Below are 24112 nucleotides of genomic sequence, written 5' to 3'. Positions count from 1 at the left end.
CGACCCGCGTCCGCGGGGAGGGCCCACCGAGATCGAAGGACTTGGATCGATGAGCATCTACCTTGGACGGCGGCACGCAGTGGCTGCGGCCACGTGTGCCGCAGCGGCAATGTTGACCATGAGTGCTTGCGGGACAACGGGGTCCGATACCGCAGCGAGCACACCCTCGTTCGTATTCGCCTCCGGCGCAGAGACTCCCGGCATGCCGGGCGGGCAAGCGCCCGCGATCGCCATGACAGGCATGCCGGGGATGTCCGACATGTCGGCGCCTGCGGCACCGCCGGTCGCACCGACATCGGCGAACGCCGTGAACATCGACGACTTCGCGTTTGCGCCTGCGTCGCTCACCGTGCCCGTCGGAACGACGGTGACGTGGACAAACAAAGACGAAGAGCCGCACACCGTTGCCAGTGGTGACGGCAGCTTCCATTCACCCGGGATGGGCGCGGGGGCCACCTACAGCTTCACGTTCACCAAGGCGGGCAACTTCGACTACATCTGCTCCATCCACCCGTTCATGCACGCAACCGTCGTGGTGACACCATGAGCGCGTACGACGACGAGCACACCGATCCGCGCGATCCGCACACCATGTCCCGCAGGCAGTTGATGCGGCACACAGCGTGGTTCGGTGCGGCGGTCGGATTGACCGTGGTCGGCGGCGAGGTGCTGTCCCATGTCGGCGGAACGCCGATCAGCTCGGCTGCCACCGATCGCCCGACGCTGCGGTTCGCGCAGGTCAGCGACAGCCACATCGGCTTCCAAGGCGCAGCGAACACCAACGTGGTCGACACCTTCGGCGAGGCGATCAGCCAGGTCAACTCGCTGGGCTACACCCCCGACTTCGTCATCCACACAGGCGATCTCACGCACCTGGCGACGCCGGAACAGTTCGATCAGGCGAAGCAGATGATGAAAAGCCTCAACACTCCGCATGTGTTCACGGTGCCCGGTGAGCACGATTCCACCGACGACGGCGGGCAGCGGTACCGGGATGCGTTCGGCAAAGGCTCTCGCGGCGACGGTTGGTACAGCTTCGACGTGGCCGGAGTGCATGTGATCGCGCTGGTGAACACGCTGCACATGACTCTGCTCGGTCATCTCGGTCAAGATCAGCTCGACTGGATGCGCAAGGACGTCGCCGGCCTGTCGAGCGACACTCCGATCATCGTGTTCAGCCATATCCCGTTGTTCGCGATGTACCCGCAATGGGGTTGGGGCACAGACGATTCGACGCAGGCCCTGAGCTATCTGCGCCGATTCGCATCGGTCACCTGCCTCAACGGACACGTCCATCAGCTGTTCACCAAGACGGACGGCAACATCACCTTCTACAGCGGCACCACCACCGCCTACGCGTTGCCGAAACCCGGTGAGCCAGGCGTGACAGTTCCGAAGCCTGTCACCTTGCCTGCGGGGAAATTGCATGCCGCACTGGGGATTCGAGAGGTCAGCTACATGAAGGGCCAGCAGGTGCTCGCCATCAAAGATCAGGCTCTGCTGTGAACCGCGCATGGCCGGATCTGGTGTTGCGCATCGGAATCAGTGCGGCCGTCGCGGTCAGCGGCTACATCCACTTCGACCTCTACCGAGGCGGATACCGCTACATCCACATGATCGGGCCCTCGTTTCTGATTCAGGCCGCGGCGTCGTTCGCGATCGCTGTGCTGCTGCTGGTGGGCGGGTCGTTCGTATTACGGCTTGCCGCTGCGGCACTCGGTGTCGGTGCGCTCGGGGCGTTCGTGATGTCGCGCACGGTCGGGATTTTCGGGTTCACCGAGATCGGGTGGGACCCGGCGCCCAAGGCAGCGCTCAGCGTCGTCGCAGAGGTCGTTGCCATCGTGTTGTGTGCGGCATCGGTGCTGATCAGGGTGCGTATCAGAGGCGGGAGGCCGACATGGGTGCGATGAGCCCGTGGCATTGGGCGATCGTGATCGTCGTTCTCGTCGTGGTGTTCGGCTCCAAGCGACTGCCGGGCGCTGCACGGGGGCTTGGACAGTCCTTACGGATCTTCACCAGCGAGATGAAGGAATTGCAGGGCGAAGAATTGCAGCGTGACGGTTCCGCCGAGGGTGCACCGCGCGAATCCGACTGACCTACCGCGACCTAGCCGCCATCGCCGGTGCTACCGGCGGTGGCGGCTGTCTCGTTCGTCGAGTCGGTCCCGCAGGCGCCACGTAGCGTTGTGCAGCAGGGAAATGACGGCGGCTTCCTGTTCACCGAGCACCAGGGCGATCTCCGTCGCGGACAGGCCTGTATAGAACGCCGAAACGAGCGCCCTGCGCTGCCTGTCCGGCAACGCATCGAGCGCTCGTACGACGTGATCGTATTCGGTTCTCACGGGGACACCTCGACTGTCGGTGGTGCCGATCGTGTTGTCGGGCAACAGAGCTGGTGGGTCTCAGGCAAATCGACCGGTGCCGGTGGAAGCCGGCCGCTCGTAGGTCGTGTGTCGATCGCTTTGCCGCTGCACGCGGAATTTGTGGATGTGCGACTCCTGCTCGCACTGATTTCCTTGGTGCATACCGAAATCGCACTGCATCGCATCGTCCGTGTCCGGCGAATCGTAGGCAACGGACTGCGCGTCCGCTGCGCTCGCAATCGCAGCAACCGGAGCTGCCAGCGGTATCGCTGCCAGGGTTGCGACGACTGCGAATTCGGTGAATAGACGGGTGGCACGTCGATGGATGGTGATCATGGTCGGTCCTTGTCGGTTACGTCCGCGCCGTTGCGGAGCTGTACCGATAGATAGGAGCCATGGTTACGCGGGCAGTAGAGTCGCCCTCGAACGGTTTCGACACGCGATGGCGGAAAGCGAAGGCATTGGCTGAGCGGGAACTGCCCACGACGGAAGACACCGAAGATTTCGGGCGCGCGCTGGCCGACGAGTTGCAGGCCGGCGACATGGTGATCCTCGACGGTCCGCTGGGGGCGGGTAAAACGGCTCTGACCAGAGGAATCGCCGCGGGGCTCGGGGTGCGGGGGCGGGTGACGTCCCCGACCTTCATCATCGCCCGCGAGCACAAGGCTGGGGAGCGTTCCGGTCACGCCCCCGTGCCGATGGTGCATGTGGACGCCTATCGCCTCGGTACCGGTCCGCGGGCGCTCGACGAACTCGACGCGCTGGACCTGGACACCGACCTGGACAGTGCTGTCGTGGTGGTCGAGTGGGGCGAAGGCCTTGTGGAGCACCTCACCGCGCGCTACCTGATGGTCCGGATGCGCCGCGAGCCGGAATCCGATGTACGCACCGTCACCTGGGAATGGGTCGGATAGCAGCGGGTATCGTTGGCGATCATGCTGGTCCTTGCCGTCGACACGTCGACACCCGCGGTCACAGCAGGCCTGGTTGCGCTGGACGATTCGGGTCACCGCGTGCTCGCCACTCGGCTCACCGTCGATGCTCGTGCTCACGCCGAGCTGCTGACTCCGCACATCATGGAATGCCTTGCCGAGTCGGGTTCGGTGCCAGCCGATCTCGACGCAGTCGTGGTGGGTGTCGGTCCGGGCCCGTTCACCGGACTGCGGGTCGGCATGGCGACGGCCGCGGGATTCGCCGATGCGCTGCACATCCCCGTCTACGGGATCTGCAGTCTCGACGCCATCGCGCATCAGGTGGGTCCGGACCGGGAACTGTTAGTGGTCACCGACGCTCGCCGCCGAGAGGTGTACTGGGCCCGCTATCGCGACGGCGTTCGCTTCGACGGTCCCGGCGTGGAGAAGCCCAGCGCACTCGAAGTGGGAAGTGCCGCAGTGATTGCCGGGTCGCCGTCGCACGTCGACCTGTTCGACGTGCCCGTCGAGCCGGTGGAGAGCCCGTCGGCACTGGGCCTGGTACTGCCGCTCGCCGCTGCGATTCTGTCCGGTGCCGCACCGGAACCGATTGTGCCGCTCTATCTTCGACGCCCGGACGCGGTGGAGCAGGCAGCACGGGCCCGATGACGATCTCGATCGTTGCGATGACGATTGCCGATGTCGAGCGGTGCGTGGAGCTGGAGAACCTACTGTTCCCCGGCGACGATCCGTGGAGCGCCAACGCATTTCGGTCGGAACTTGCCGGCGAACACAATCGCTACCTGACTGCACGCAATGCTGACGACGAGATGATCGGCTACGCGGGGGTCGCGTTGTTGGGCGGTTCGATCGGTCGCGAATCGGAGGTGCACACGATCGGCGTCGATCCTGCCCATCAACGGCTCGGTGCGGGTCGATTGCTGCTGGATCGGCTGCTGTCGTTTACCGACGAGCACGGCGGACCGGTGTTTCTCGAAGTCCGCACTGACAATACGGCGGCCATCACTCTCTATCTGACACGCGACTTCGAGATCGTCGGCACCCGGGTGCGCTATTACCAGCCCAGCGGCGCCGACGCCTACACCATGCGACGACCACCTGCCGAGGGATACACATCATGATCGTGATGGGAATCGAAAGCTCCTGCGACGAAACAGGAGTCGGCATCGTCGAGTGGAACGGCACCACCCGAACCTGCAAGCAGCTCGCCGACGAGGTCGCCTCGAGCGTCGATCAGCACGCCAGGTTCGGTGGCGTCGTACCGGAGGTCGCGTCGCGTGCCCATCTGGAGGCGATCGTGCCGACGATGCGACGCGCGCTCGATGCGGCCGGTATCGCGAAACCCGACGCCCTCGCGGTGACCATCGGACCAGGGCTCGCCGGGGCGCTGCTGGTCGGCGTCGCCGCCGCCAAGGCTTACGCGGCGGCCTGGGACGTGCCGTTCTACGCGGTGAATCATCTGGGCGGTCACGTGGCCGTCGACACGCTCGAACACGGCCCGATGCCGCCGTGCGTTGCGTTGCTGGTGTCCGGCGGGCATACGCACCTGCTGCATGTGCATGACCTGGCCGAGCCGATCGTGGAACTCGGTAGCACGGTCGACGACGCGGCGGGGGAGGCGTTCGACAAGGTCGCGCGCCTGCTCGGTCTCGGGTTTCCCGGCGGTCCCGCACTGGATGTCGCTGCGCAAGAAGGCAATCCGAAGGCCATCGCCTTTCCGCGCGGCATGACGGGTCCCCGCGACGGTCGCTACGACTTTTCGTTCTCCGGGCTCAAGACCGCGGTCGCCCGCTATGTCGAATCGAAGGAACGCGCAGGCGAGCCGCTGTCGATTCCGGATATCGCCGCCAGCTTCCAGGAAGCCGTTGCCGATGTGCTGACGATGAAGGCGGTGCGCGCAGCAACCGATCTGGGCGTCGACACCCTGGTGCTCGGCGGGGGTGCGACCGCGAATTCTCGCATCAGGTCGATGGCGGAGGAGCGGTGCGCGGACGCGGGCCTGACGCTGCGCATCCCGAAGCCGCGCCTGTGCACCGACAACGGCGTGATGATCGCCTCGCTGGGGGCGCATCTGATCGCGGGCGGTGCACAGCCGTCGTTGCTGACGGTGGCATCGGATCCGGGACTGTCGGTTGCGACCAGTCAGGTCACAGTCTGACCAGGCAGGTCACAGCCTGATCAGTTGTTGCCCGACGACCCGGTGTTCGGCAGCTGACCGTTGGTCGGGACGGCGGCCTCCGGCGACTGTGAGCGCGGCTGCGACTGTGCCGACGGATCCGAGGTTTCCGTGCGCGTATCCGTGCTCGGGGCCGACGACGAGCTGTTCTGGTCCGTCGACGACGACGGTGGCTGGCTCGGCGAAAGCTGCTCGGTGGTGTCCGGCGTTGTGGTCGGCGGTGGGGTAGTGGTGAACGGCAACCACTTCTCCAACTCGGGCCACTGTACGGGCGGCAGATTGGGGTCCGGTCGCAACGTCGGCGCAGGTGTCCGCGTCGTCGTCGTTGTTCCGGGTGCCGTCGTCGTCGTACCGACTGGCGCCGGGTTGGTGACGGTCGGCCACGGTCCGAGCTCGCTCGGGAGCCCGGTCTGGGTGGGCTCGGCAGCGGGGTACTCGTACGTCGGGAAGCCGGATGCGGTCTGCGGGTGCGGTGCCACCGGCGCCTGCGTGGTGGTCGGTGCGTTGGTGACCAGCGAATTCGTGGCTTGCTGATTGCTGGTGCCCGCGGGATCGACGCGATCGTTGTCGGAGGGCGTCAGCGCTTGCACGCCGTAACCGACGATCAGGCCGACGACTACGAACGCACCGATCAGCGCGCCTGCGACCTTGGTGAAGGTGCCGACGGGCGCCTCGGCGGCCAGGCTGACCACCGGGTAGCTCAGCGGACCGGCCGAATCGGCCAGCAGCGCTGCGCCTTTGGCGATCACGGCTTCGGGTTCACGCGGTCCGAGCACTGGAATGTCGAGCGCACCCTGCAGCCGGTTCTTGACGAACGGAATGTTCGCGCCGCCGCCGATCACGGCGACCGTTTCCGGTCGGCGTTCCGGGGTGCGGTCGAAGATGCCGGTCGTGAAGATGACAGCCTCGTCGACCACTCCGGCGATCAGGGCCTCGAAGTCTTCGCGGGTCAGCTGCAGGGGTCGTCCGGCTACGTGGTCGATGGTGACCGCGTCGTTGGTGGACAGATGTTCTTTCGCCGCACGAGCCCGACCGGTGAGCTGGCCGCGGTTGGTGCGGACACCCCGCTCGCCTGCGTAGTGCTCGGCAAGCAGATGCTCGTAGACCAGTTCGTCCATCGCGTTGCCGCTGACGTCGGTGGTGCGCTCCGAGTCCAGGACCGTGCCGTCCACCTGGTCGATCGTGGTGACAGTGAGGCCGCGGGCGCCGAGGTCGACGAGCGCGATGGTGCCGTACTGGGCCACCTCGCCGGTGTTGCGCAGATAAGCCAACGCAGCAGCTGATTCTGGGACCAATTGCAGGTCGCGTCGCTGGCTGCCCACCGCCGAGCGGATCGATTGAGTCTGTTCCTTGGTTCGGTACGCGACGGCGATGCCCTTGGGGTGCACCGCTTCGCGTGAAACCTGCGTGGTCATCAGTTCGATCGAGGACGCCACCAGGTCGCCGAGATCGGTATTGGCCTGGTCGTCCGTCGTGATGACGCGATACTCGGTCGACTGGGCGCCGTTCTGAGCAGTTGTGAGCAGCGCCGAGCATACGACTTCGCTGCCGGCTGAAACACCTAGTGCAGTTCGCATCGTCCACCTCCCGCTGTCTCGTTGCGATCGAGCCGCGCTTAATACGCCGCGAAAGCTCTCTACTCGACCATACTGTCATTCTCCGTTATCTGAACGTTACAGAAACCAACGTCACATTGGAAACTCATTTGCATCGACAGTGGTGAGCGGGTGTGTACGAATCGCCCGTCAGGTCACGGTCGTGCAAAACCGACTCGGTCCCACCCTTGAGGGCTGGCACTCTCATGTATAGAGTGCTAGTTGACACGGAGCAGGCTCCGGCACCCGCGACGACGGTGCTTGCGAAGGGTCATCATCGTGATCGAAATCCGAACGCCCGGGGAACAGCCTCGGGCAAAAGAACCCCTGAAAGTGGAGGGCTCACTGTGGCGAGCGTGAACATCAAGCCGCTCGAGGACAAGATCCTCGTCCAGGCCAACGAGGCCGAGACGACGACTGCCTCCGGCCTGGTCATCCCCGACACGGCCAAGGAGAAGCCCCAGGAGGGCACCGTCATCGCCGTGGGCGAGGGCCGTGTTTCCGAAAAGGGCGACCGCATCCCGGTCGACGTCAAAGAAGGCGACACTGTCATCTACAGCAAGTACGGCGGCACCGAGATCAAGTACGGCGGCGAGGAGTACCTGATCCTGTCCGCCCGCGACGTGCTGGCAGTCGTTACCAAGTAAGTCGGCTCGCAAGCTGACCAACGCAGCGCGCCCCGGCGTCCGAACCTGGACCCCGGGGCGCACTGCGTTCATTCCGATACAGGAGTAGCGAAAAAGAATGTCCAAACTTATTTCGTTCGACGAGGAAGCTCGCCGGGCGCTCGAGCGCGGTGTCGACCAGTTGGCCGACGCCGTTCGAGTGACACTCGGACCGCGCGGCCGCCACGTCGTGTTGGCGAAGGCGTTCGGTGGCCCGACGGTCACCAACGACGGTGTCACCATCGCGCGTGAGATCGACCTCGACGACCCGTTCGAGAACCTCGGCGCGCAGCTGGTCAAGAGCGTCGCCACCAAGACCAACGACGTCGCGGGCGACGGCACCACCACGGCAACTGTGTTGGCGCAGGCCCTGATTCGGGCCGGACTGCGCAACATCGCCGCCGGTGCCAACCCGATGGCACTGGGCCAGGGCATTGCCTTGGCCGCCGACAAGATCTCCGAGTCGCTGCTCGCCGCCGCCACGCCCGTCGAGGGTGAGAAGGCCATCGCGCAGGTCGCCACCGTGTCCTCGCGTGACGAGGTGCTCGGCGACATGGTCGGCAAGGCGCTCACCGTAGTCGGCAAGGACGGCGTCGTCACCGTCGAGGAATCCTCGACCACCGACACCGAGCTGGTCGTCACCGAAGGTGTGCAGTTCGACAAGGGCTTCCTCTCGCCCTACTTCGTCACCGACGTCGATACCCAGCAGGCCGTCCTCGAAGACGCGCTCATTCTGCTGCACCGCGAGAAGATCGGCTCGCTGCCGGACTTCCTGCCGCTGCTGGAGAAGATTGCCGAGAGCGGCAAGCCAGTGCTGATCATCGCCGAGGACATCGAAGGCGAAGCGCTGTCCACCTTGGTGGTCAACTCGATCCGCAAGACCGTGAAGGCAGTTGCGGTCAAGGCGCCGTTCTTCGGCGATCGTCGCAAGGCGTTCCTCGACGACCTCGCCGTCGCCACCGCCGGCACCGTGGTGAATCCCGATGTGGGCATCACACTGCGCGAAGCGGGCCTGGACGTGCTGGGCAGCGCCCGACGCGTCGTCGTCACCAAGGACGACACCACCATCGTCGACGGTGCGGGCACCAAAGCCGACATCGAAGCCCGTGTCGGCCAATTGCGTCGAGAGATCGAGAACTCCGATTCCGACTGGGATCGCGAGAAGCTCGAGGAGCGCCTCGCCAAGCTCGGCGGCGGCGTTGCGGTCATCAAGGTCGGCGCAGCAACCGAGACGGCCCTCAAGGAGCGCAAGTACCGCGTCGAAGACGCTGTCAACGCCGCCAAGGCCGCTGTCGACGAGGGCATCGTCCCCGGCGGTGGCTCGGCGTTGGTGCACGCAGGCAACGATCTGGTCGCCCTTGCGGCAGCAAACAAGGGTGACGTGGCGCTCGGCATCGAGGTCGTCCGCGCTGCGCTGTCCGCGCCGCTGTTCTGGATCGCGACCAACGCAGGTGCCGAAGGCTCCGTGGTGACCAACAAGGTCGCAGCGGACGGCAAGCTCGGCTTCAACGCCGCGACGCTGACCTACGGCGACCTGCTGGCAGACGGCATCGTCGATCCGGTGAAGGTGACACGCTCCGCCGTCGTCAACGCTGCCTCGGTGGCCCGGATGGTACTCACCACCGAGACCGCTGTCGTCGAGAAGCCGGAAGAGGACGAGGGCGAGGCCGGACACGGTCACGGCCACAACCACTGATTCCAGCTACACAGACGAAGGGCCTCCGGACACTGTCCGGAGGCCCTTCGCTCGTTCTATGACTCAGGCGAGATCGAGTGCGATGAACGGCGTGGTGGTCGGTTGAGCCGAGCCACCGCTCGGTTCGACCGTCAGCGCGAGCTTGCTCGCGTTGCCCAATCCCTTCACCACCGTCGACGACGCAGGTGACACCTGTGCCGCATCGAGGATGCCTGCCGACACCGGTGCGTTGTTGCCGGTGATGAACCACATCTGGAACACCTTGCCGTCGGTAGGCGGTGCGACGTTGTCCATCAACAGGATTGCCGCGTCCTTCGACTTGGAGAAGACCGCAGTCGCGTTACCGCCTGCCGCAACCGGGAAGTTGGCTGCGCGGACGTCGCCGGCCGCGATCACCTGGTCGGCAGTCGATGTCGACGTCGATCCGGTGAACTGGCTGCCGATGAACACACCGCCCGCCAGCAACGCGATTGCAGCCGCCATCGAACCGGCGGCGAGCTTCCACCGCGGCTGCTTCTTCTTGGCTTCGCGATACCGATCCATCGAAACCGGCCCGGCGGTATCGAAGGAGGCCGGCCCGGCCGTATCGAACGAGGCCGGCCCGGCCGTATCGAACGAGGCCGGCCCGGCGGTGTCGAAGTAGGCAGCGCCGTTGGTTCGGTTGTCGGTGTCGCTCGGTGGCAATACGCGGTGCGGCTGCGGGTCCTGGAAAGACTGCGAATCCGGGAAGGGCTGGGGTTCTTGCTCGTGGAAAGCAGTCGGATCGATGCGTTGGAACTGGACCGTTTGCTCGGCGTCGTCCGGTCGGCCCGACGCGATCTGGGTCAGCAGTCGTTCACGCAGAGCGGCCGGGGGAGTGACGATCGTGGCGAAGCTGATCGCCGTGAGCGTCTCCCTGGTCTGCCGAACCAGGTCTTCGAAGTCTCGGTTGACCTCGGTGGCAGAACTGGCGCGGAGTCGTTGGACGGCCTGCTGCTCGTCGGCATCGAGGATGCCGAGTGCGTAGCCGTGAGCAAGGTCGATCTGGTCGTCGTTCATCACGCGACCCCCAAACATCCTCGAAGACGGCTCAGGCCGTCACGGATCCGGGATTTGACGGTGGGCACAGCCGCGCCGAGGTGGGTGGCCACCTCGCGGTAGGTGCGTCCGCCGTAATACGCGAGCGCGACGGATTCGCGCTGCGTGTCGGTGAGCGAATCGAGGCAGTCCAAAACAGCCTGCTGCTCGAATCGACGCCACACTTCTTCTGTCACCTGATCGAACTCGCCGACATGGTTGCGAGTTTCGTACACGACTTCGCGGTCGGAGTTCGACTGTTCCGATCGCACCCGGTCGACCGCCCTGCGGTGCGCCAGTGTCATCAGCCAGGACAACGCCGAGCCCTTGTTGGGATCGAAAGTGGGTGCCGTCTTCCAGACCTGGAGGTAGACCTCCTGTGTGGTCTCTTCGGCGAAGCCGGGATCGCGCAACACTCGCAACACCATCCCGTAGACACGAGACGAGGTCTGGTCGTAGAGCTCGGCGAACGCGTTTTGGTCGCCGGTCGCAGAACGAGTGAGCAGGTCGGCCAAGCCGGCTGCTTCGGCATCACGCGTCGACACGACGCGGCTGATGTCGGCGGGGCAGGACGCATCGGCCCGGGAGTGTCTTGGTCCCGAACGCGGCGTTCCCGGGGCGGTCAGGACTGTCCAATCAGCATCATCAAGGAATACCGTAGCGCCCATTACCCGTCCCCTTCCGTTCATATGGATGATCTGGTGCCTGTGTGGTCGTTCGTTGCTCTGTCAAAAGGGCGGAGGTCGCGGCCGACCCGGGATCCCGGGTCGGCCGCGATACCGGCCTGAGGGGGGATCAGGCCGGAGGCATCAGAACGGAGTCGATGAGGTACACCGTTGCGTTTGCCGTGGTCACGCCGCCGCAGATGACGTTGGCGTCGTTGACCTTGAGGTCGTTGCCGGAACCGGTCACGTTGACGGTGCCGCCCTCGACTGTCGGGTGCTGGCCGGCGATCGCGTTGGGAGCGATACGACCCGGAACCACGTGATAGGTCAGGATCTTGGTGAGCAGTGCGTCATCGGTCTTCAAGGTGTCGATGGTTGCCGGATCGATCTTGGCGAACGCGTCGTCGACCGGAGCGAAGACCGTGAATTGGCCGCCGTTGAGGGTGTCGACCAAGTTGACCTTGGGGTTGAGCTGACCTGAGACGGCCTGCACCAGGGTCTTGAGGAGCGGGTTGTTGCTTGCGGCGACCGCAACCGGATCCTGAGCCATGCCTGCGACCGAGCCGCCGCCCGACGGGTTGGCCTTGGCGTAGTCGGCACAGCCGGGGCCGACGAGGTCGGCAGCCGGATCGGCAGTTCCGCTGGGGGCGGACGCGGAGGCCGAATCGGACGACGCGCTCGTGGCCGCTGCCGCTGCGCTCGTGGACGAGCTGGAGTCGGAGCTGTCGTCGGACGAACACGCTGCTGTACCGAGAAGCGAGATGGACGCTACTGCGGCAATGGCGATAATCCGCGATGCGCTGATCCTCATGGGAACTGCCTTCCTGGAATGTGTACAAGCACTGTCAGGAAGGCATTCGGAGCATCTACCTCGTTGGATTGGTTGAACTCGAGAGGATTGAGAAGTTCCGAAAATCCGGTATTTCTCGCACCCCGCGAACGATCAAACGGCGATGCGACGGCGTCCGCGGCGAGCGTAGAGCTCGCGCTCGGTTTCGGACATACCGCCCCAGATTCCGTAGGGCTCGCTGACGCTCAACGCATGGGTGCGGCACTGTGCGAGCACAGGGCACTGTTTGCAGATTTCTTTGGCCCGAACTTCGCGCTGGGCGCGTGCGCGGCCGCGCTCGCCATCGGGATGAAAGAACACGGATGAATCGACGCCTCGGCAAAGTCCTCGCATCTGCCAGTCCCAGATATCGGCATTGGGGCCGGGAAGGTGAGTCGGCGCAGGCATGTGAACTCCTTGGGTGCGAGCTCGCAGTTAGTCGAGCGTGCTGGGCCTGGAAAGCTGTCGTCGAAAAGCCGATGCGATGTGCTTGTTCGACGATGAGCAACATTAGGGCGCATATCGAAATGGAGTCAATAGTTATGCCCGGTGGGAATTTCCATAAAGGCAGCACCAAGAATTAACCGAAAGGCCGTTTACATTCGGCGTCGTTTGTGATTGTCCCGGGGTGGCGGTGTTCAGGTTGTGAAGGACGGAACATGCTGTCGCGCAGCCGGATTTGGGTTGTCATGCCAGGTCAGGCTCGATGTGGCGGTTCTTTGGCTCGGCTGCGGTTGCGTGAGGCGCGTGCGGCGGAGACGAGCCGGCGCTCCCGCGCTGCCAGTTATTGCGGATGTTGTTCCGACGTATTTCGTCCCGAGATACGACTGTGATTGACGTGAAAGGGACATCGGGGGCTCCCTGGATTTACGCGAACGAAACAAATTTCGGGCGTTGGAAATCCAGTGTTTCGATAGGGCGGGTGCCGCTCTAGGGTTGCCGGGTGCCGACTACCGCTTCCGTGACGCTCGAGTCTGCGGCCTTCGGTGCCGGCGGACCCGATCTGCCACAGCCGGACAACGCGCTCGACTCGTGGCACCGGGCGGTCGCACTCGGCGGGCGTGGCTACTACGCACGGGCCCGCGCCGAACTTCGTCGGACGCGACTCTTTCCAGACGCGACGCCGACGATCGCGTCGCTGACCTTCAGTACCGAGGGATCGTTGCTGCGGCAGTTGGGCGGACATCGACCGGCAGCCGGTTACGACGGCGCGGCGCTCGGCTGTCTGGACGGTGGAAAACCGGAGTCGGTCCTCGCGCGGTGCGATGCGATGACCGGGTTGGCCGCCGATGCGCTGGGGCAGGGGCGGCTGGCGGTGTCCGGTCGGCTACTCGAGCGTTGCGCGGCCGAATTGTGCGATTCATCACTGTTGCGGACCCGATCCTGGCGCCAGCGGTTGCGGTTTCAGTGGGTCAGCGCCGAGCTCGCAATGGCATCGGGCGCGCCCGACCGCGCCCTGCAATATGCGCAGACCGGCGCACTCCTTGCAGGGGAGTGCCCGTCCACTCGGCACGCGATCAAATCCGACCTGCTTGTTGCCGCCGCGCGGTGTGTATCAGGTGACCTCGATGCCGCCCGAGAAATGGGTGCTGACGTGCTGAAACGGTGCGAAGAGCGCGGGCTGGTGCCGTTGCAATGGGCGGCGGCGATGCTGCTGGACGGGATAGCTCCGGGCACCGACGCCGGAACTGTCGCGCTCACGTGTGCCCGCGTGATCGAACGGCGTGGCGGCCGATTCCGCAAGCCCACAATTGTGCCTGATGGTGTTGGTATTCGATCGTGACTGATAGGTAGCTATTGTTGAATCGTTCTGCCCGCGGGTGGAAGCACGCCCGATGGGGGGCAGTGCCACTTGTAACGCCGGGGATCCTCTGACGATGACTCAAGCAGGTGAAGAGCTCGACTCCGCCGTTGCTGCCGCAGCGCAGGGCGACAGAGCTGCTTTGAGCCGGGTCCTGGAAATTATCCGACCGCTTGTCGTCCGTTACTGCAGGGCGAGGGTCGGATCCGCCGAGCGTGGACAACTCTCTGCGGACGACGTGGCGCAGGAGGTGTGTCTAGCCGTGATGACCGCCCTGCCGCGTTATCAAGATCAGGGCAGGCCCTTCATGGCTTTCGTCTACGGGATCGCATCACACAAGGTCGCCGACGCCCACAGAAACGCCGGGCGTAACAAGGCGGACCCCATGGCCGAAGTACCAGATGTCATATCCACAGAAAACGGACCGGAGCAGTTGGCTCTCGACTCCGAAGCGAGCAGGCAGATGAACGATCTGCTCTCCACGCTGCCGGAGAAGCACCGAGAGATTCTGATCCTTCGTTTGGTGGTGGGTTTGTCAGCCGAGGAGACGGCATCCGCCGTCGGCAGTACCGCGGGAGCTATACGGGTTGCCCAGCACAGGGCGATCGCGAAATTGAAGACGCAAGTTGCGAAAGCGGGTGAAATGTATGGCTAGGGAGAGCAAGCGCAGGTTCGGCGCTGGATCGGAGCATGTCGATCCCTACGCTGATACGGCCGGCGACGGCACACCGGTGGATATCGCAGCTGTCCGGCGTGACGACGCATTGATCGATGCGATCGCCAGCGACGGACCGGTCGCGACGGACAGCACCGACGAGTATCAGGTCGCCACGTTGCTCGCCAACTGGCGTGCCGAGATCACAGCCCCGCCGCTCCCGGCAGCGCCCGACATGGACGAGATCTTCGCCGCGGTTCAGCAGGAGATCAGTGCACGTGACGCCCGGCTTTCCGGTGGACACAAGCTTCGTCTCGTGCGACCGATTGCCGGCGCCGCCGCGGCGATCGCGCTGATCGTCGGAGCGATGACCGCCGTGTCGTACAACGCGCAACCAGGCGATCCGCTGTGGAAGGTGAAAGAGGTCGTGTTCAGCGACCAGGCCAATTCCACGATGGCCAACAGCGACACCACATCCGACCTGCAGGAAGCCGAACAGCTGATCGCTGCGGGCAATACCACCGAAGCCAAGGCTCATCTGGATCGCGCGTCGTCGCGAGCCGGTGACGTCAAGGACGATGCCGCTCGCCAGGATCTCGTGGCGTGGTGGCAACGGTTGAACGCGGAGTTGCAGAAGAAGGGTGCTGCGACTACGACTCAGACAACGCCGCCGTCGATCACCGGATCGACAACGGCGTCGGCCACGACGACGGCGGATGCCACCACTGTTGCTCCGTCCGCGCCGCCGGTGACGGCCGCACAGCCCCCTCCCGTCGGGCCGCTGCCGTTCCCGATTCCGCCGGAAGTCCAGTCCTTGATTCCGTCGCCATGGTTGCCGGGTCCGCAGACGACGACCACCACGCCGGCACCGCCGTCGATCCTGTTGGCTCCCGAGACGACGCCGCCGGTGGTAGACAAGCCTGCTCCCGACGTCGTGACGCCGAGTCCCCAGCCCACGCCGGAACCGACTGTGAACAAGGACTTCGCTCCGCCTGCACAGCCTGCTCCCGAGACAACGACTACGGCAGCGGTCCCGACCAGCTGATCGTGGCGTCAGCTACTACGACGAAGGCCCGACGAGAAACTCGCCGGGCCTTCGTCGTATCTGTTTGGGGTGTCAGGCGTCGTAGCCGTCGCCGTGCAACGCCTCGTTCATGGAAGCGTCGGCGTAACCACGGCAGTAGTCCCAGGTCACATAGGCCTCGGGGATCGGATCGTAGGCGGGCTCGTGCGGGCGCACCGTGCCGTCGACAAGGAGCTGCAGCAGGTTTGCACGCAGCATGTCCCAGTCGTGGTAGTGATCCTGTTTGCAGTCTTCGCAGCACACGACCAGTCCGCGGATCCCGCGGTGACCCAGCAGCGCCTCGTACACCGCGAGGTCGGCCAGATCCTCTTCGACGGCCAGACGCTCGTGCGGATCGAGCGGTTGTCCTGGCTCGATTTCGTCTAGCGCGGCCGAAGGATCGGCGGGGTCACCGGCAAACGGATCCGGCGGCAGGCCTGGGGGCAATTGGTCTCGCACATCTCAACGGTACGCAGAACCCATGCGTCTGCGCCAGCCGTCCACGCGACACGCCGGGTTCGGCAGCCGATACCATTGGTAGCGCGGCCGGGCGCAGGTCCTTTCCGCTCAACAATGACAACGGCATTCTGCACAGCTCGGTTCCCGATCGTGCGGGCTGTTTCGATGTCCTCGCAGTTGTACAAGCGTCAGGAAGGCCCGATCCGTATGAGTAGTCTTGCCGGTCCGGACATCCGGGTGCAGAACGGTGCAACGCAGCGGACGGCGGTTCCGGTGCACACCGGAGGCGACGATCCCAACAAGATCGCGATGCTCGGCCTCACGTTCGACGACGTACTTCTCCTGCCTGCGGCATCGGACCTGATTCCCAGTGCTGTTGACACCTCCAGCCAGTTGACCAGGGAGATCCGCCTGCGGGTACCGCTGGTGAGTTCGGCGATGGATACGGTCACCGAAGCGCGCATGGCTATCGCGATGGCCCGCGCCGGTGGCATGGGCGTGCTGCACCGCAACCTGTCCGCTGCCGATCAGGCCGCGCAGGTGGAGACGGTCAAGCGCTCCGAAGCAGGCATGGTCACGGACCCGGTGACGTGCAAGCCCAACGACACACTCGCCGAGGTCGACGCGCTGTGTGCTCGCTTCCGCATCTCCGGACTGCCCGTTACGGACGAAACCGGCAGCCTTGTGGGCATTATCACCAACCGCGACATGCGGTTCGAGGTCGATCAGAGCCGCAAGGTGGTCGAGGTGATGACCAAGGCGCCGTTGATCACCGCGCGTGAGGGTGTCACCGCCGAAGCTGCGCTCGGTCTGCTCCGACGCCACAAGATCGAGAAGCTGCCGATCGTCGACGGCCAGGGCAAGCTCACCGGGCTGATCACCGTCAAGGACTTCGTCAAGACCGAACAGCATCCGGATGCCACCAAGGATCGCGACGGCCGTCTGCTCGTCGGTGCCGCTGTCGGTGTCGGCCAGGACGCCTGGTCGCGTGCCATGTCGTTGACGGACGCAGGCGTGGACGTGCTGATCGTCGATACGGCGCACGGCCATCAGGTGCAGGTGCTGGAGATGGTGGCAAAGGTCAAGGCCGAGGTCGGCGATCGCGTTCAGGTAGTGGGCGGAAACATTGCGACCCGATCCGGTGCCGCGGCGCTGGTTGCTGCCGGCGCGGATGCGGTGAAGGTCGGTGTCGGACCGGGTTCCATCTGCACGACGCGCGTCGTCGCCGGTGTGGGTGCCCCGCAGATCACCGCGATCCTCGAGGCTGTGGCCGTGTGCAAGCCCGCGGGTGTCCCGGTGATCGCCGACGGTGGTCTGCAGTTCTCCGGTGACATCGCCAAGGCGCTTGCGGCCGGTGCATCCACCGCGATGCTCGGTTCGCTGCTGGCTGGCACTGCAGAGTCGCCGGGCGAGCTGATTCTGGTCGGCGGCAAGCAGTTCAAGAGCTATCGCGGTATGGGTTCCCTCGGCGCGATGCAGGGTCGTGGGCAGGGCGGGGCGCAGAACAAGTCGTATTCGAAGGACCGCTACTTCCAGGACGACGTGCTCGCCGAGGACAAGCTGGTCCCGGAGGGTATCGAAGGCCGGGTGCCGTTCCGTGGTCCGCTGAGTCAGGTGATCCACCAGCTCACCGGCGGGCTGCGGGCGGCGATGGGTTACACCGGTTCCACCAGCATCGAACACCTGCAGAACGCGCAGTTCGTGCAGATCACCGCTGCGGGGCTCAAGGAGAGCCACCCGCACGACATCACCATGACCGTCGAGGCGCCCAACTACACTGTCCGCTGACCGCGGCAGCGTTTCGTCGGGATCGATCGCCCATGACTATTGGGCTTGACTTGTTTTGCAGAGAGGCGGACTTAGCGTGCGCGACCTCGTTGAGATCGGCATGGGCCGGACAGCTCGGCGTACCTACGAGTTGGACGACGTCGACATCGTGCCGTCGCGCCGGACTCGGTCGTCGAAGCAGGTGTCGACGTCGTGGCAGCTCGACGCCTACCGATTCGACATCCCGATCCTCGCTCATCCCACCGATGCGTTGATGTCGCCGGCCTCGGCGATCGCTCTCGGCAAGTTCGGTGGTCTCGGCGTGCTCAACGGCGAAGGGCTGTGGGCTCGCCATGCCGATGTCGAATCCAAGATCGACCAGCTCGTCGCGGTTGCCGAGTCCGACGACGACCTGGACGCGCCTATCACGCTGCTCCAAGAGCTGCACAGCGCGCCGATCCAGCCGGAGCTGCTCGGTGCCGCGATTGCCCAGGTCAAGGATTCGGGTGTCACCACGGCCGTTCGGGTCAGCCCGCAGAACGCGTTGTCGCTGACGCCCGTGCTGCTGCAAGCGGGCATCGACCTGCTGGTGATCCACGGCACGATCATCTCCGCCGAGCATGTGGTTCAAGGTGCCGAAGACCCGCTCAACCTGAAGACCTTCATCGCCGACCTCGACGTCCCCGTCGTCGCGGGTGGCGTCAGCGACCATCGCACGGCGTTGCACCTGATGCGCACCGGTGCGGCTGGCGTGATCGTCGGCTACGGCTCATGCGAGGGCGCAACCACGTCGGGCGAGGTGCTCGGCATCGGTGTTCCGATGGCGACGGCGATCGCGGATGCGGCAGCGGCTCGTCGCGACTACCTCGACGAAACCGGCGGGCGCTACGTGCACGTCATCGCCGACGGCGACATCTCCACCTCCGGCAACCTGGCGAAGGCGATCGCCTGCGGCGCCGACGCGGCCGTCCTCGGTGCCCCGTTGGCAGTGGCGGCAGAAGCGCCCGGCGGCGGTTGGTACTGGCCGTCCGCGGCAGCGCATCCGTCGTTGCCGCGAGGTGCACTGCTTCCCGTCGCCTTCGGCGAACGGCCGAGTATGGAGCAGGTGCTGACAGGCCCGTCCAACGATCCCTTCGGTTCGTTGAACCTGGTAGGCGGCCTCCGCCGCTCGATGGCCAAAGCCGGCTACTCCGACCTCAAGGAATTCCAGAAAGTCGGCCTCACCGTTCGCGCCTGACCCATCAACCGGGTGAACGGCACTCTCGTTGCGCTCGATCGAACGAATGGAACGTTCACCCGCGCTGGAAAACAGGGTGAACGGTACGACGGGTTACAGTTAGGTGACCCTGTGTTCGCTATCACACCCCGGTCGGTGAATACTTGCGAGTAATACCGTTCGAGGAGGACCGCATGGCAACGAAGCGTGCAACCGATTTCGACGTTCTGATCGTCGGATCCGGATTCGGAGGCAGCGTCACTGCGCTGCGATTGATCGAAAAGGGCTACACCGTCGGCATCCTCGAAGCGGGAAAGCGCTACGCCGACTCCGATTTCGCCAAGACCAGTTGGCGGCTCCGCAAGTTCCTATGGGCACCCAACCTGGGTCTGTTCGGTATCCAGCGGGTGCACCTGCTCAAGGACTGCGTGATTCTCGCCGGTGCAGGCGTGGGTGGTGGCTCCCTGAACTATGCGAACACCCTCTACAAGCCGTCGGCGCCGTTCTTCCAGGACAAGCAGTGGTCGCACATCACCGACTGGCACGACGAACTGAGCCCGTACTACGAGCAGGCGCAGAAGATGCTCGGAGTCGTCCGCAACCCGCACATGACCCCTGCCGACAACATCGTGAAGTCGGTCGCCGAGGACATGGGTGTGGGCGACACGTTCATCCAGACCCCCGTCGGCGTGTTCTTCGGCGAGCCGGGCAAGACGGTGAAGGATCCCTACTTCGGTGGTGTCGGCCCGGATCGCACCGGTTGCATCGAGTGCGGCGAATGCATGACGGGCTGTCGGCACGGTGCCAAGAACACGCTGCTCAAGAATTACCTGGGTCTCGCGGAAAAGGCTGGGGCACAGATCTTCCCGATGACGACGGTGTCCGGACTCACCGAGAACTCCGACGGCACCTGGGATGTCGCGACGCGGCGCAGCGGACCGAGCAAGCGCCGCAACGTCAAGACCTACACGGCGGCTAACGTGGTGCTCGCCGCTGGAACGTGGGGAACGCAGAACCTGCTGTTCAAGATGAAAGACAGTGGGGCACTGCCGAAGTTGTCGGATCGTCTCGGCATGCTGACCCGCACCAACTCGGAATCCATTCTCGGCGCTGCGCGCAAGAAGGTGGATCCGACAATGGATCTGACGAACGGTGTCGCGATCACGTCGTCGTTCCACCCCAGCTCCGACACCCACGTCGAACCGGTCCGGTACGGCAAGGGCTCGAACTCGATGGGCATGTTGCAGACGCTGCTCACCGACGGCGGCGAGGACTCGCCGCGCTGGCGCAAGCTGGTCAAGTCGCTCAAGGACGATCCGAGCCAGCTCAAAGCTCTGCACCCGCACCGTTGGAGCGAGCGGACGATCATCGTGCTCGTCATGCAGAACCTGGACAACTCCATCACCACCTTCACCAAGAAAACCAAGCTTGGCCGACGTGCCATGACCAGCAAGCAGGGCCACGGCCAGCCGAACCCGACGTGGATTCCGTCGGGCAACGAGGCGACCCGTCGTATCGCCGAGAAGATCGACGGCATGCCCGGTGGCGCGTGGAGCGACATCGCAAACATCCCGATGACCGCACACTTCCTCGGTGGCTGCGCGATTGGATCCGATGCCTCCCAGGGCGTCGTCGACCCGTACCACCGGGTGTACGGCTACCCGACGATGAGCATCGTCGACGGGTCGGCGGTATCGGCCAACCTCGGTGTGAACCCGTCGTTGACCATCTCGGCTCAAGCCGAGCGGGCGGCGTCGCTGTGGCCGAACAAGGGCGAGATCGACCTGCGTCCCGCGCAGGGCACCGGCTATCTGCGCATCGATCCGATCGCTCCGGTCAACCCGGTGGTGCCTGCACACGCCCCCGCCGCGCTGGTGTTGCCTATCGTCGAGATCCGCAGTGGAGCCACAAGTACGGCCTAGTCGGAGCCCGATTCGGCCCCCACTAGACTGACCCGGTGCCAGATACCCAGCCGTCGAATGTCCGGCCCGTAATCGTCATCGATTTCGGCGCGCAGTACGCGCAGCTGATCGCGCGTCGGGTCCGAGAGGCGAACGTCTACTCCGAGGTGGTGCCACACACGGCGACGGTCGAGGAGATCGCGGCCAGGAATCCGGCGGCCGTGGTGCTGTCCGGCGGGCCGTCCAGTGTGTACGCCGACGGCGCACCGAGCCTGGACGCACGACTGTTCGACCTCGACGTGCCGGTATTCGGCATCTGCTACGGCTTCCAGGCGATGGCCCAAGCACTCGGCGGCACGGTCGCGCACACCGGAACTCGCGAATACGGCCGCACCGAGCTGAGCGTCGACGGGGGAGTCCTGCACGACTCGCTGCCCACACGTCAGCAGGTGTGGATGAGCCACGGCGACGCCGTGACGGATGCGCCCGACGGCTTCGTCGTCACCGGTACCTCCGCGGGTGCCCCGGTGGCCGCGTTCGAGAACCGGGAACGACGACTTGCCGGCGTCCAGTACCACCCCGAGGTGCAGCATTCACCGCACGGCCAGCAGGTGCTCAGCCGATTTCTGCACGAGGTCGCCGGAATCCCCGGCGATTGGACCGCGGCCAACATCGCCGACTCGCTGGTGGAGCGGGTGCGCGAGCAGATCGGCGACGGCCACGCGATCTGCGGTCTGTCCGGCGGTGTCGACAGTGCGGTTGCCGCTGCACTGGTGCAGCGTGCGATCGGCGACCGGTTGACCTGCGTCTTCGTCGATCATGGCCTGCTGCGTGCCGGTGAACGTGAGCAGGTGCAGCAGGACTTCGTTGCCGCGACCGGCGCCAAGCTGGTGACCGTCGACGCCATCGACACGTTCATGCGCGAGCTGTCGGGCGTCACCGATCCGGAGAAGAAGCGCAAGATCATCGGTCGCGAGTTCATCCGCAGCTTCGAAGGTGCCGTTGCCCAAGTCGCGACGGCGGACGGTGCCAACGCTCGTTCAGCGGGCTCCACTCCTGTCGATTTCCTGGTCCAGGGCACCCTGTACCCCGATGTCGTCGAATCCGGTGGCGGCGCCGGCACCGCGAACATCAAGAGCCACCACAACGTCGGCGGCCTGCCCGACGACCTGAAGTTCTCGCTGGTAGAGCCCCTGCGGCTGCTGTTCAAGGACGAGGTGCGTGCGGTCGGTCGTGAGCTTGGGCTCCCCGAGGAGATCGTGGGTCGTCAGCCGTTCCCCGGTCCGGGTCTGGCCATTCGTATCGTCGGCGAGGTGACGCCCGATCGGCTCACGACGCTGCGCCAGGCCGACGCGATTGCCCGCGAAGAGCTGACCGCTGCCGGCCTCGACAAGCAGATCTGGCAGTGCCCGGTGGTGTTGCTCGCCGACGTTCGCAGCGTGGGTGTCCAGGGTGACGGTCGCACGTACGGCCACCCGATCGTGCTGCGTCCGGTATCCAGTGAAGACGCGATGACCGCCGACTGGACTCGCCTGCCTTACGAAGTGCTGGAACGCATTTCGACCCGGATCACCAACGAGGTAGCGGAGGTGAACCGGGTCGTGCTCGATGTCACCAGCAAGCCGCCGGGCACCATCGAATGGGAGTAGCGGCGTCAGCGCCTCTTCTTGCTCGGGCTGAACACGAGCACTGCTCCGGCCACTACGGCGATCAGGACCAGCACCCAACCCATGTTCGTGTCGAATCCGCTCAGTGCCGATGGGCCGATGAGGGCCCAGCCGCTCACTGCCAGGGTGAGTAGGCCCGTGAGCAGGAGGACGGCGGAGGGCTGACGCTTTCCGTTGCGGGTATCGGTCTCGTCTGTATCGAAGTTACTTGCCACGGTGCACATCCACACTTCCGAGTCGGCTGGTGATATCGAGCGTCAGTACCGGTCCTTTGGCGCCGTCGGCACCGGTGTCCAGACCGTCGGGTAGGCCGGTGGTTTCGCCGGCGATCACCGAACTTTCCTTGCGAACATCCAGATTGTTCGGCAGTTTCACTTCGATGCTGCCGAGTTGCGAATCGAGTTTCACGGTCTTGTCCTCGGTCAGGTTCAACGTGGTCAGATCGAGCGTGCCGGAACCGAGCAGCACCGAGTACGACGACTGCAGGTCGGCAACACCCTTTGGCTGCCAAGACTTTTCACCGAGCGCGGAGCCGTCGAAGTCGATCGGACCGATCAGCGAAGCGATCACCACGAATCCGACCAGCGGTCCGGTCACCACCAAGAGCCCGTAGCCGCGGCGGAGGAACGCACCGATCAGCAGACCGAGTCCGACCACGCCCAATCCGATGGCGCCGATCCTGCCCGGGGTGAACCAGTCGACTCCGGTGACGGCGAGCGCGGCCGCCCCTGCTGCGGCGATGATGGCGAATCCTATTGTCACCGTGGTCAATCGGGACCGCGGTCGATGCTGAGGAATTCGCACCGGTGATGTGAAGGCCGCGGCGGGCTCGGGCAGATCCCAGGCGAACGGCGCTACGCCGAGCGGATCCCAGGCAGGCGGCGCAGGCGAAACGGTCTCAGTCTTCGGAGTGGCAGCCGCGCTTTCGGGGGCCGCCGCAGGAGCGGCCGACTTCGTCTCCTTCGGCGGATCGGGAACGTAGCTTTCCGGGAGTCGGGTGTACGGCGAATACGGGGAAGTGTACCGGGGCTCGGCCACGTCGACCTGCGTCGGTGCGGTGAACGGCGTTGCGGGATAACCGGTTCCCGGGTAGCCCGATGCCGAGCCGTAGCTTCCGATCGGCAGGGGTGGCGCCAGCGGCTGCCGTTGATGCAGCAGCCACAGGCCACCGAGCATCAGCACCATGCTGACAATGCCTGCGCCACCGAGACCCAGTCCGATCGGCCCGACCGTCGATATCGCTATCGCGAATGCGACCAGCAGCACGATCGTCTTGGTCTGCGACTCGGAGCTCTGCCCGCGACCGAACAGCGATTCCACCGCCGACGCCTTGTCGCCGGACTGGTTCAGCAGCAGCCAGCCTGCGAGGTAGAGGACGATGCCTGCACCGCCGAAGATGGTCGACACGACCAGCGCAACCCGAATCAGTACCGGGTCCACGCCGTACCGGTATCCGATGCCTGCTGCCACACCCGCCAGCGGCCCTTTGTCGGGTAGCCGAACAGGTCTGGTGCGCCACATGTCCTGAAGCTGTTCGGGAAAGGTCGTTTTGCTCATGCACCCATCGTGGCGTCGGCCAAGTTCCTGCGCATCGGGGGTAACCCTGA

Annotated in this window: 27 protein-coding genes; 17 read left to right on the top strand and 10 right to left on the bottom strand. The window is 65.0% G+C overall.

What is annotated here, in order from left to right:
- The first annotated feature begins 49 nt into the window (after positions 1–49).
- The 4 genes from FOY51_RS27585 to tatA are packed head-to-tail and all read left to right on the top strand — an operon-like array spanning position 50 to position 2095.
- Complete coding sequence (locus tag FOY51_RS27585; protein WP_235916306.1) at positions 50–547, top strand: cupredoxin domain-containing protein; 498 nt, start codon at positions 50–52, stop codon at positions 545–547.
- Positions 544–1506, top strand: coding sequence for a metallophosphoesterase family protein (locus FOY51_RS13855; RefSeq protein ID WP_235916305.1), 963 nt, complete (start codon positions 544–546; stop codon positions 1504–1506). Before FOY51_RS27585 ends, FOY51_RS13855 begins: the two co-directional genes overlap by 4 nt.
- The gene (locus tag FOY51_RS27215; protein WP_187776308.1) at positions 1503–1910 is read left to right on the top strand and encodes a hypothetical protein; all 408 of its coding nucleotides are present in this window, start codon (positions 1503–1505) and stop codon (positions 1908–1910) included. Before FOY51_RS13855 ends, FOY51_RS27215 begins: the two co-directional genes overlap by 4 nt.
- Positions 1898–2095 (top strand): Sec-independent protein translocase subunit TatA, encoded by a 198-nt coding sequence (gene tatA / locus FOY51_RS13845; RefSeq protein ID WP_149430805.1) that lies wholly within the window; start codon positions 1898–1900, stop codon positions 2093–2095. Before FOY51_RS27215 ends, tatA begins: the two co-directional genes overlap by 13 nt.
- 30 nt (positions 2096–2125) lie before the next feature.
- Here the strand turns inward: tatA and FOY51_RS13840 are convergent, their stop codons facing one another.
- The gene (locus FOY51_RS13840) at positions 2126–2341 is read right to left on the bottom strand and encodes an RNA polymerase sigma factor (protein ID WP_187776307.1); all 216 of its coding nucleotides are present in this window, start codon (positions 2339–2341) and stop codon (positions 2126–2128) included.
- Positions 2342–2401: 60 nt separating this feature from the next.
- On the bottom strand, positions 2402–2698 hold the full coding sequence (locus tag FOY51_RS13835; protein ID WP_149430803.1) for a hypothetical protein: 297 nt from the start codon (positions 2696–2698) through the stop codon (positions 2402–2404).
- A gap of 59 nt (positions 2699–2757) precedes the next feature.
- Between FOY51_RS13835 and tsaE the strand changes: the two genes are divergently transcribed.
- Genes tsaE through tsaD form a run of 4 tightly spaced genes read left to right on the top strand, consistent with a single transcriptional unit; the run spans position 2758 to position 5452 of the window.
- Positions 2758–3276 carry a tRNA (adenosine(37)-N6)-threonylcarbamoyltransferase complex ATPase subunit type 1 TsaE gene (gene tsaE / locus FOY51_RS13830; protein WP_149430802.1) on the top strand — a complete coding sequence of 173 codons (519 nt, stop codon included), beginning with the start codon at positions 2758–2760 and terminating at the stop codon, positions 3274–3276.
- 21 nt (positions 3277–3297) lie between these two features.
- On the top strand, positions 3298–3942 hold the full coding sequence (tsaB, locus tag FOY51_RS13825) for a tRNA (adenosine(37)-N6)-threonylcarbamoyltransferase complex dimerization subunit type 1 TsaB (RefSeq protein WP_149430801.1): 645 nt from the start codon (positions 3298–3300) through the stop codon (positions 3940–3942).
- The gene (gene rimI, locus FOY51_RS13820; RefSeq protein ID WP_149430800.1) at positions 3939–4415 is read left to right on the top strand and encodes a ribosomal protein S18-alanine N-acetyltransferase; all 477 of its coding nucleotides are present in this window, start codon (positions 3939–3941) and stop codon (positions 4413–4415) included. The genes tsaB and rimI overlap by 4 nt, the downstream gene beginning before the upstream one ends.
- Complete coding sequence (gene tsaD, locus FOY51_RS13815) at positions 4412–5452, top strand: tRNA (adenosine(37)-N6)-threonylcarbamoyltransferase complex transferase subunit TsaD (RefSeq protein WP_149430799.1); 1041 nt, start codon at positions 4412–4414, stop codon at positions 5450–5452. The genes rimI and tsaD overlap by 4 nt, the downstream gene beginning before the upstream one ends.
- A 20-nt stretch (positions 5453–5472) precedes the next feature.
- On the opposite strand, the gene FOY51_RS13810 is transcribed toward tsaD, so the two are convergent.
- Positions 5473–7047 (bottom strand): DUF7159 family protein, encoded by a 1575-nt coding sequence (locus FOY51_RS13810; protein ID WP_149430798.1) that lies wholly within the window; start codon positions 7045–7047, stop codon positions 5473–5475.
- Between the two features lie 365 nt (positions 7048–7412).
- On the opposite strand from FOY51_RS13810, the gene groES reads away from it, so the two are divergent.
- Both groES and groL read left to right on the top strand, forming a co-directional pair.
- Complete coding sequence (gene groES, locus FOY51_RS13805) at positions 7413–7712, top strand: co-chaperone GroES (RefSeq protein WP_149430797.1); 300 nt, start codon at positions 7413–7415, stop codon at positions 7710–7712.
- Between the two features lie 97 nt (positions 7713–7809).
- Entirely contained in the window at positions 7810–9426 is a 1617-nt protein-coding gene (gene groL / locus FOY51_RS13800) for a chaperonin GroEL (protein WP_149430796.1), read from the top strand.
- 63 nt (positions 9427–9489) lie between these two features.
- On the opposite strand, the gene FOY51_RS13795 is transcribed toward groL, so the two are convergent.
- From FOY51_RS13795 to FOY51_RS13780, 4 genes are all read right to left on the bottom strand, one after another.
- Positions 9490–10464, bottom strand: a complete 975-nt coding sequence (locus FOY51_RS13795; protein ID WP_187776306.1) for an anti-sigma factor — start codon at positions 10462–10464, stop codon at positions 9490–9492.
- A complete protein-coding gene (locus FOY51_RS13790) occupies positions 10464–11150 on the bottom strand; it encodes a sigma-70 family RNA polymerase sigma factor (protein WP_149430794.1) in 687 nt (228 codons plus the stop codon). Before FOY51_RS13790 ends, FOY51_RS13795 begins: the two co-directional genes overlap by 1 nt.
- 127 nt (positions 11151–11277) lie before the next feature.
- Positions 11278–11958 carry a fasciclin domain-containing protein gene (locus FOY51_RS13785; protein ID WP_149430793.1) on the bottom strand — a complete coding sequence of 227 codons (681 nt, stop codon included), beginning with the start codon at positions 11956–11958 and terminating at the stop codon, positions 11278–11280.
- Positions 11959–12090: 132 nt separating this feature from the next.
- A complete protein-coding gene (locus tag FOY51_RS13780; protein WP_149430792.1) occupies positions 12091–12384 on the bottom strand; it encodes a WhiB family transcriptional regulator in 294 nt (97 codons plus the stop codon).
- 535 nt (positions 12385–12919) lie between these two features.
- On the opposite strand from FOY51_RS13780, the gene FOY51_RS13775 reads away from it, so the two are divergent.
- From FOY51_RS13775 to FOY51_RS13765, 3 genes are all read left to right on the top strand, one after another.
- Positions 12920–13759 (top strand): hypothetical protein, encoded by an 840-nt coding sequence (locus FOY51_RS13775; RefSeq protein ID WP_149430791.1) that lies wholly within the window; start codon positions 12920–12922, stop codon positions 13757–13759.
- Positions 13760–13853: 94 nt separating this feature from the next.
- Complete coding sequence (locus FOY51_RS13770; RefSeq protein WP_149430790.1) at positions 13854–14432, top strand: sigma-70 family RNA polymerase sigma factor; 579 nt, start codon at positions 13854–13856, stop codon at positions 14430–14432.
- Positions 14425–15477, top strand: coding sequence for an anti-sigma-D factor RsdA (locus tag FOY51_RS13765; protein WP_149430789.1), 1053 nt, complete (start codon positions 14425–14427; stop codon positions 15475–15477). The genes FOY51_RS13770 and FOY51_RS13765 overlap by 8 nt, the downstream gene beginning before the upstream one ends.
- Before the next feature lie 72 nt (positions 15478–15549).
- Here the strand turns inward: FOY51_RS13765 and FOY51_RS13760 are convergent, their stop codons facing one another.
- Positions 15550–15954 carry a DUF5319 domain-containing protein gene (locus tag FOY51_RS13760; protein WP_149430788.1) on the bottom strand — a complete coding sequence of 135 codons (405 nt, stop codon included), beginning with the start codon at positions 15952–15954 and terminating at the stop codon, positions 15550–15552.
- Positions 15955–16227: 273 nt separating this feature from the next.
- Between FOY51_RS13760 and guaB the strand changes: the two genes are divergently transcribed.
- The 4 genes from guaB (at position 16228) to guaA (ending at position 22487) form a co-directional block, all read left to right on the top strand.
- A complete protein-coding gene (guaB, locus tag FOY51_RS13755; protein WP_187776315.1) occupies positions 16228–17742 on the top strand; it encodes an IMP dehydrogenase in 1515 nt (504 codons plus the stop codon).
- Positions 17743–17818: 76 nt separating this feature from the next.
- Positions 17819–18958: a GuaB3 family IMP dehydrogenase-related protein gene (locus FOY51_RS13750; protein WP_149430787.1), complete on the top strand. Its 1140-nt coding sequence runs from the start codon at positions 17819–17821 to the stop codon at positions 18956–18958.
- A gap of 173 nt (positions 18959–19131) precedes the next feature.
- Complete coding sequence (locus tag FOY51_RS13745; RefSeq protein ID WP_149430786.1) at positions 19132–20859, top strand: GMC oxidoreductase; 1728 nt, start codon at positions 19132–19134, stop codon at positions 20857–20859.
- A 35-nt stretch (positions 20860–20894) separates the two neighbouring features.
- Positions 20895–22487, top strand: a complete 1593-nt coding sequence (gene guaA / locus FOY51_RS13740) for a glutamine-hydrolyzing GMP synthase (protein WP_149430785.1) — start codon at positions 20895–20897, stop codon at positions 22485–22487.
- Positions 22488–22492: 5 nt separating this feature from the next.
- Here guaA and FOY51_RS13735 read toward each other — a convergent pair whose 3' ends face one another.
- The gene (locus FOY51_RS13735; RefSeq protein WP_235916303.1) at positions 22493–22720 is read right to left on the bottom strand and encodes a hypothetical protein; all 228 of its coding nucleotides are present in this window, start codon (positions 22718–22720) and stop codon (positions 22493–22495) included.
- Positions 22710–24062, bottom strand: a complete 1353-nt coding sequence (locus FOY51_RS13730; RefSeq protein ID WP_149430783.1) for a PspC domain-containing protein — start codon at positions 24060–24062, stop codon at positions 22710–22712. Before FOY51_RS13730 ends, FOY51_RS13735 begins: the two co-directional genes overlap by 11 nt.
- Positions 24063–24112: the final 50 nt, after the last annotated feature.

Origin of the sequence: Antrihabitans cavernicola (genome assembly GCF_008297975.1) — a bacterium.
Classification (GTDB): Bacteria; Actinomycetota; Actinomycetes; order Mycobacteriales; family Mycobacteriaceae; genus Antrihabitans; species Antrihabitans cavernicola.
The sequence above is the reverse complement of the archived record's forward strand: the minus strand, read 5'-3'. Positions and strand labels throughout refer to the sequence as shown.